The organism is Methylobacterium sp. WL116 (assembly GCF_008039455.1).
Lineage (GTDB): Bacteria > Pseudomonadota > Alphaproteobacteria > Rhizobiales > Beijerinckiaceae > Methylobacterium.
In genome coordinates this window covers 1-7,822 of the sequence record NZ_VRUV01000201.1, presented here as the reverse complement: position 1 = coordinate 7,822, position 7,822 = coordinate 1, and the positions used below count along the sequence as shown (strand labels likewise).

Here is a 7,822-nt window from a genome sequence, read left to right as displayed (position 1 = left end):
ATGTCCCCCCGCCGCGCCCTCGCGCTCGCCTTCGCCGTCGGCGCCCTCGGCCTCGGCCTGCGGCGCGCGGTCCCGGTGGTGCCGGTCGACGAATCCTACCGCGACGTGGTGCGGTACTACCGCGCGCTGGAGCGGCCCTGACCGGCCAGCAACAGCACCGAAACATCGGTGCCGTACTGACGACGCATTGACGGGCGATGGCTGCGGCGCAGGGATGCCGAGTGGGCGCACCCGGACCCGAGCCGCGCCCGGCGCGGGTGCCGCAGGGCACGGTCCGTTCGGATGCCGTACAGGCGGCCGGGACCAGGGTGTCGGATTCGCTCCCCGGGCCGACGAACGTCGGCCCGCGGACGAAAACAGCGAGAGGATAGGGCGCGACACGGGCGCGGCGGCGTCCGGAACGTGGTCTAATCAGTCATGAACGAGAGCTCACCCATCCGCACGGACACGGCGCGCGCGTTCCAGCCGGACCCGGTCGCGTCGCCCGGCAAGACGCGCCGGTTCCGCCCCTTCCGCTGGATGCTGCTGCTCCTGGCGCTGCTGGCGGCCGGCGCGGTGGCCCACCGCTGGTACGACGGGCGCACGCAGGTCGCGGGCGGCCCCGGTGAGACCCAGGGCAAGGGCGGCCGCGGCGGCGGCAAGCGCGGCGGCATGGACGTGCCCCAGGCGGTCGGCATCGCGCAGATCGTCACCGGCGACATCCCGGTGGTGCTCCAGGGGCTCGGCACCGTCACGCCGCTGGCCACCGTCACCGTGAAATCGCAGATCAGCGGCTACCTCACCGACATCGGGTTCCGCGAGGGCCAGACCGTGAAGAAGGGCGACTACCTCGCCCAGATCGACGCGCGGCCCTACGAGGCGCTGCTCGCCCAGTACCAGGGCCAGCTCGCCCGCGACCAGGCGCTGCTGCAGAACTCGAAGCTGGACCTGGCCCGCTTCCAGCGCCTCGCCCAGCAGGATTCGATCTCGAAGCAGAACGTCGACACCCAGGGCGCGCTGGTGAAGCAGAACGAGGGCACGGTCGCCTCCGACCAGGCCCTCGTCGACCAGCAGCGGCTGAACATCGCCTACGCGCGCATCATCTCGCCGGTGGAGGGCCGGGTCGGCCTGCGCCAGGTCGACCAGGGCAACTACATCACCGCGGCCTCGACCAACATCGTCGTCGTCACCCAGCTCCATCCGATCTCGGTGGTGTTCACCCTGCCCGAGGACGACGTCTCCCGGGTGATGCGCCGGGTGCGCGCCGGCGCCAAGCTCGCGGTCCGCGCCTACGACCGGGGCGACGCCCACGAGATCGCCACTGGCACCCTCGACACGGTCGACAACCAGATCGACGTCACCACCGGCACGGTGAAGCTGCGCGCCCTGTTCGACAACAAGGACGAGGAGCTGTTCCCGAACCAGTTCGTCAACGCCAAGCTCACCGTCGATACGGTGGCGAACGCGGCGCTGGTTCCCAACGGCGCGATCCTGCAGGGCACGCCCGGCACCTACGTCTACCTGATGGACGGCGACGCGAAGGTCTCGGTCCGCCCGATCAAGACCGGCGAGACCGACGGCACGCGGACGGTGGTGCTCTCCGGCCTCCAGGCCGGCGACCGCGTCGTCACCGACGGCACCGACCGCCTGCGCGACGGCGCCCCGGTGCGGATCACGGAGGGCGTCGACGGCCAGAAGGTCACCCCCGCCGCCGACGCCGGCGGCGCCCAAGAGGCTGGACAGAAGCGCGGCCGCCGGCGGCAGCAGCCGTGAGCGACGCGATCCAGACGGCGCCCTTCCCCTCTCCCCGCACGCGGGGAGAGGCCCGCACGGACCTCGTCGTCCGTGCGGGACGCGAAGGCGCAGCCGAAGCGGCGGTGAGGGGGCGGATCCGGACGAGCCTCTTCCGGCGAAGCCCCCTCACCGTCGGCTGCCGCCTCGCTGCGACGACGACGAGGTCGTCGCAGCCCTCTCCCCGCGTGCGGGGCGAGGGGATGCGCACGGATCGCCGCGGTGATCGCCTCCGCCTGTCCGCGAGCGGGCCCCCGGCATGAACCCGTCCCGCCTCTTCATCCTGCGCCCGGTCGCGACCACGCTCCTGATGCTGGCGATCCTGATCGTCGGCGGGGTGTCGTACCTGAACCTGCCGGTCTCGGCGCTGCCCTCGGTCGACTACCCGACGATCCAGGTGCAGACGTTCTATCCCGGCGCCAGCCCGGAGGTGATGACCTCGGCCGTGACCGCGCCGCTGGAGCGGCAGTTCGGGCAGCTCGCCAACCTCAACCAGATGACCTCGCAATCCTCGGCCGGCGCCTCGGTCGTGACCTTGCAGTTCAACCTCGACCTGCCGCTCGACATCGCCGAGCAGCAGGTCCAGGCGGCGATCAACGCCGCCGGCAACCTGCTGCCGTCCGACCTGCCGGCGCCGCCGATCTACGCCAAGGTCAACCCGGCCGACGCGCCCGTGATCACGCTCGCGCTCACCTCCAAGACCCTGCCGCTGACGCAGGTGCGGGATCTCGCCGAGACGCGGCTCGCCCAGAAGATCTCCCAGGTGGCCGGCGTCGGCCTCGTCAGCATCTCCGGCGGCCAGCGGCCGGCGGTGCGGGTGCGGTTCAACGCCCGGGCGCTCGCCGCCTACGGGCTGAACATCGACGACCTGCGCACCACGATCACCAACCTCAACGTCAACACGCCGAAGGGCACCATCGACGGCCCGAAGCAGAGCTACGCGATCAACGCCAACGACCAGATCCAGGACCCGAAGGCCTACGACGACGCGATCATCGCCTACAAGAACGGCGCCCCGGTGAAGATGTCGGACGTGGCCGACGTGGTGCAGGGGCCGGAGAACACCAAGCTCGGCGCCTGGGCCGACGAGACGCCGGCGATCATCCTCAACATCCAGCGCCAGCCCGGCGCCAACGTCATCGCCACCGTCGACAAGATCAAGGCGCTGCTGCCGCAGCTCCAGGGCACGCTGCCGGGCGCGATCCAGGTGAGCCTGCTCACCGACCGCACGGTGACGATCCGCGCCTCGGTCGAGGACGTGCAGTTCGAGCTCGGGCTCGCCATCGCGCTCGTCGTGCTGGTGATCTTCCTGTTCCTGCGCAGCGTCTCCGCCACGCTGATCCCGAGCCTGTCGGTGCCGCTCTCGCTGATCGGCGCGCTCTCGGTGATGGACCTCTACGGCTTCTCCCTCGACAACCTGTCGCTGATGGCGCTGACCATCGCCACCGGCTTCGTCGTCGACGACGCGATCGTGGTGATCGAGAACATCGCCCGCCACGTCGAGGACGGCGATTCCCCGCTCGAGGCTGCGCTCAAGGGCAGCCGCGAGATCGGCTTCACCATCATCTCGCTCACCGTCTCGCTGATCGCGGTGCTGATCCCGCTGCTGTTCATGGGCGACGTGGTCGGGCGCCTGTTCCACGAGTTCGCGATCACGCTGGCGGCCACGATCATCATCTCGGCGGTGGTCTCGCTGACGCTGGTGCCGATGCTGTGCGCGCGCCTGCTCAAGCACGTGCCCCAATCTCCCGCGTCCCTTGCCGAGACCCGCCGCCGCGAGGGCGTGCTCGGGCGGATGGGCCGGCGCGCCACCGAGGGCACCATCGCGGCCTACGGCCGGGCGCTGCGGGTGGTGCTCGACCACCAGGGCCTGACGCTGCTGGTCACGCTCGCCACCATCGCGCTCACCGCGACCCTGTTCGTGACGATCCCGAAGGGGTTCTTCCCGGTGCAGGACACCGGCGTGATCCAGGGGATCACGCAGGGCGACCAGACCCTGTCCTACGCCGCGATGGCCGAGCGCCAGCAGCGCATCGCCGCGATCATCCTCAAGGACCCGGACGTCGCCAACCTGTCCTCGTTCATCGGCGTCGACGGCCAAAACGTGACGCTGAACTCAGGGAGGTTCCTGATCAACCTGAAGCCCCAGGCCGAGCGGGCCGAGCGGGCCGGCGCCATCATCCGCCGCATCCAGGCGGCCACCGCCGACGTCGCGGGCCTGCGCCTCTACATGCAGCCGGTGCAGGACCTGACGATCGACACCGCGGTGTCGGCGACGCAGTACCAGGTGATCCTGGAGACGCCGAACCTCGAGGATTTCGAGACCTGGGTGCCGCGCTTCACCGACGCGCTGTCGCGGTCGCCGGTGGTGGCCGACGTCGCCAGCGACCACCAGGGCCAGGGCCTGGCCGCCTACGTCACGATCGACCGGCCGACGGCCGGGCGCTACGGCATCACGCCGGCGACGATCGACAACGCGCTCTACGACGCGTTCGGCCAGCGCATCATCTCGACGATCTTCACCCAGTCGAACCAGTACCGGGTGATCCTCGAGGCCGACCCCGACCTGCACAGGACCATCGCCAGCCTCGACGCGATCTACCTGCCCTCCTCCACCGCATCGAGCGGGCAGGTGCCGCTCTCGGCGGTGGCGCGGATCGACGAGCGCCGGGCGCCGCTGCTGATCTCGCATCTCGGCCAGTTCCCGGCCACCACCGTGTCGTTCAACCTCGCGCCGGGCGCCGCGCTCGGCCAGGCGGTGGACGCGGTGGAGGAGGCGCGGAAAAGCATCGACCTGCCGCCGAGCTTCCGCGTGGTGCCGCAGGGGTCGGTCTTCGCCTTCCAGTCGGCGCTCTCGAACGAGCTGTTCCTGGTGCTGGCGGCGATCGTCACCGTCTACATCGTGCTGGGCGTCCTCTACGAGAGCTTCATCCACCCGATCACCATCCTGTCGACGCTCCCGTCCGCGGGAATCGGCGCGCTGCTCGGATTGATGCTGTTCGGGCTCTCGCTCGACATCATCGCGATCATCGGCATCGTGCTGCTGATCGGCATCGTGAAGAAGAACGCGATCATGATGATCGACTTCGCGCTCCAGGCCGAGCGCGAGGAGGGGATGTCCCCGCGCGACGCGATCTACGAGGCCTGCCTGCTGCGCTTCCGCCCGATCCTGATGACGACCCTGGCCGCGTTGTTCGCCGCGGTCCCGCTGATCGTCGGCACCGGCGTCGGCTCGGAGCTGCGCCAGCCGCTCGGCATCGTCATCGCCGGCGGCCTCATCGTCTCCCAGGTGCTGACGCTGTTCACGACCCCGGTGATCTACCTGTTCTTCGACCGCCTCGAGCGCCGCATCACCGGCCGCCGCGAACCCGAGCCGGACCTCCCGGCAGGCGAGGCGCTGCCGTGAGGAAGATCGCGACCGCGCCTCGCATCCCCTCGCCCCGCCTGCGGGGAGAGGGCCGCGACGACCTCGTCGTCGTCGCGGCGAGGCGGCAGCCGAGGGTGAGGGGGCTTCGGCGGAGGAGCCTCCGCCGTTCGCGCCCCCTCACCCTCGCTGCGGCTTCGCCTGCGCTTCCCGGCAGCACGACGGGGTGCAGCCGGGCCTCTCCCCGCGTGCGGGGAGAGGGGAACAGCGCCGTGACGCCTATGGGCTTTCGCCCATGAACATCTCCGAGCCCTTCATCCGGCGCCCGGTGGCGACGACGCTGCTGACCGTCGGCGTGCTGCTCGCCGGCCTCTTCGCGTTCCTGAAGCTGCCGGTGGCGCCGCTGCCGCAGGTGGATTTTCCGGTCATCCTGGTCCAGGCGCAGATGCCGGGGGCCAGCCCCGAGACCATGGCGGTGACGGTGGCGGCGCCGCTGGAGCGGCGGCTCGGCAGCATCGCCGACGTCAACGAGATGTCCTCGACGAGCTCCACCGGCACCGTGCGGATCGTGCTGCTGTTCGGCCTTAGCCGCGACATCGACGGGGCCGCGCGCGACGTGCAGGCGGCGATCAACGCCGCGCGGGCCGACCTGCCCACCGCGCTGCGCCAGAACCCGACCTACCGCAAGTTCAACCCGGCCGACTCGCCGATCGTGATCCTCGGCATGACCTCGGACACCCTGACCCCCGGCCAGCTCTACGATGCCGGCGCCACGGTGGTGCAGCAGAAGCTGTCGCAGCTGCCCGGCGTCGGCAACGTCGACATCGGCGGCTCGTCGCTGCCGGCGGTGCGCGTCGAGCTCGATCCGACCGCCCTGTTCCACTACGGCATCGGCCTGGAGGGCATCCGCGCGGGGCTGGCGTCGGCCAACGCCAACTCGCCCAAGGGCGCGATCGAGGCGGGCGACCGGCGCTTCCAGCTCTACGCCAACGACCAGGGTCGCAAGGCGGAGGATTACCGCGACCTCGTCGTCGCCTACCGCAACGGCGCGGCGGTGAAGCTCACCGACGTCGGCGAGGTGATCGACTCGGTCGAGGACCGGCGCAACCTCGGCGTGGTCAACGGCAAGCAGGGCGTGCTGCTGTTCGTCTACAAGCAGCCGGGCTCGAACGTCGTCGACACGATCAACGGGGTGAAGGCGGCGCTGCCGCAGATCGTCTCGGCGCTGCCCGGCGGCATCGACGTGAAGCTCACCGGCGACCGCAGCGCGACGATCCGGGCGTCGCTGGCCGCCACCGAGGAGACGCTGCTGATCGCAGTCGGCCTCGTCATCCTCGTGGTGTTCGCGTTCCTGCGCTCGGGGCGCGCCACGCTGATCCCGGCGGTGGCGGTGCCGATCTCGATCGTCGGCACCTTCTCGGTGATGTACCTGCTCGGCTACTCGCTCAACATCCTGTCGCTGATGGCGCTGATCATCGGCACCGGCTTCGTCGTGGACGACGCCATCGTCGTGCTCGAGAACGTCCAGCGCCACATCGAGATGGGCAAGTCCCGCATCGAGGCGGCCCTGGTCGGCGCCCGCGAGGTCGGCTTCACCGTGATCTCGATGAGCCTGTCGCTGATCGCGGTGTTCCTGCCGATCCTGCTGATGGGCGGCCTGATCGGGCGGATCTTCCAGGAATTCGCCGTGACCCTGTCGCTGGCGATCCTGATCTCGCTCGTGCTCTCGCTCACCACCACGCCGATGATGTGCGCGCGCTTCCTGCGCCCCGAGGCGCACGGCGCGGGCAGGCGCCCCAACATCCTGATCCGCGGGCTGGAGGGCGCCTTCACCGGCACGCTGAACGCCTACGAGCGCACCCTGCGCGTCGCGCTCGGGCACCCGCGCCTCGTGCTGCTGGTGCTCGCCGCGACCGTCGGGCTCAACGTCTACCTCTACGTCATCGTGCCGAAGGGCTTCTTCCCCGAGCAGGACACCGGCCAGATGATGGGCGGCATCCAGGCCGACCAGCGCATCTCGTTCCAGTCGATGGAGAAGAAGCTCAAGGAGGCCGCCGCGATCGTGCAGGCCGACCCGGCGGTGGACAGCGTCGTCGGCTTCACCGGCGGGCGCGGCACCAACTCGGCCAACGTCTTCGTCGGGCTCAAGCCGGTGGGCGAGCGCGCCTCGATCGGCGAGGTGTCGAACCGGCTGCGGCCCAAGCTCTCGCAGGTGGCCGGCGCCCGGCTCTACGTCTTCCCGCGCCAGGACCTGCAGATGGGCGGGCGCCAGAGCTTCGCCCAGTACCAGTACACCCTGCAGGGCGACACCGCGGCCGAGCTCTACGCGGCGGCGCCGAAGCTGGTGCAGGCGCTGCAGAAGGACCCGACCTTCGCCGACGTCACCTCCGACCAGCAGGAGGGCGGGCTGGAGAGCCGGCTGGTGATCGATCGCGCCACCGCCTTCCGCTACGGCATCACGCCCGACAAGATCGACAACACCCTCTACGACGCCTTCGGCCAGCGCCAGGTCTCGACGATCTACAACCCGCTCAACCAGTACCACGTCGTGATGGAGATCGCGCCGCGCTACCTGGAGAACCCCGAGACCCTCAAGCAGCTCTACGTCTCGACCTCCGGCGGCAAGGCGCGCGGCTCGGCCACCACCAACGCGGTCGCCGGCACGGTGGCGGCGGCGCCCGCCGGCGC

At 70.5% G+C, this 7,822-nt stretch carries 3 protein-coding genes and 1 pseudogene; all 4 read left to right on the top strand.

The window, feature by feature from the left end:
* Positions 1–417: 417 nt before the first annotated feature.
* On the top strand, positions 418–1,752 hold the full coding sequence (locus FV223_RS15180) for an MdtA/MuxA family multidrug efflux RND transporter periplasmic adaptor subunit (RefSeq protein WP_147727822.1): 1,335 nt from the start codon (positions 418–420) through the stop codon (positions 1,750–1,752).
* Positions 1,753–1,781: 29 nt separating this feature from the next.
* Positions 1,782–1,978, top strand: a pseudogene (locus FV223_RS31810) (hypothetical protein); the annotation flags it as partial.
* Positions 1,979–2,029: 51 nt separating this feature from the next.
* Positions 2,030–5,176, top strand: a complete 3,147-nt coding sequence (locus tag FV223_RS15175; protein WP_147727821.1) for an MdtB/MuxB family multidrug efflux RND transporter permease subunit — start codon at positions 2,030–2,032, stop codon at positions 5,174–5,176.
* 253 nt (positions 5,177–5,429) lie between these two features.
* Positions 5,430–7,822: efflux RND transporter permease subunit (locus tag FV223_RS15170; protein ID WP_147727820.1), on the top strand; the 2,393-nt coding region annotated here is incomplete at its 3' end.